1 protein-coding gene is annotated in these 549 nt (G+C 68.9%); it reads left to right on the top strand.

Annotated features, from left to right (window positions below):
• A partial coding sequence (locus tag ACFOYU_RS15155) for a putative Ig domain-containing protein (RefSeq protein WP_377034231.1) occupies nucleotides 1–549 on the top strand: 549 nt, incomplete at both ends.

Below are 549 nucleotides of genomic sequence, written 5' to 3'. Positions count from 1 at the left end.
GTTGTGGTGGATGGCGGCATTGCCGATGCGACGGTGGCCGAGGACAGCGCGTTCAACCTCGATCTGAGCACCCGGTTCAGCGATGCCGATGGCGAGAGCCTGACCTTCTCGGCCGCCGGCCTGCCGTCCTGGCTCACCCTGGAAAACGGCGTGCTCAGCGGCACCCCGTCCGACAGCGATGTGGCCGGTCCGGTCACCGTGACCGTCACGGCCAAGGATGCCGCAGGCGCCGAGGTCAGCGACAGCTTCACCCTCACGGTCACCAACACCAACGATGCCCCCACCGTCGCCGAGGAGGCGGCGGACCAGACCGGCAAGGTGGGCCAGGCTCTGAGCCTGGCTCTGCCGGCCACGATGTTTGCCGATGCGGATCTCGACAGCGGCGACACGCTCACCCTGAGCGCTGCGGGGCTGCCGGAAGGCGTGAGCTTTGATCCGGCAACCCGCACCTTCTCGGGCGCGCCCACGGCAGCCGGCACCTATGATGTGACGGTGACGGCCACCGACAGCGCTGGCGAGGCTGTCTCCGACACCTTCGCCCTCGTCGTC

This window comes from Microvirga sp. GCM10011540 (genome assembly GCF_042650665.1).
GTDB lineage: Bacteria > Pseudomonadota > Alphaproteobacteria > Rhizobiales > Beijerinckiaceae > Microvirga > Microvirga lenta.
This window is presented reverse-complemented; position numbering and strand designations above follow the sequence as displayed.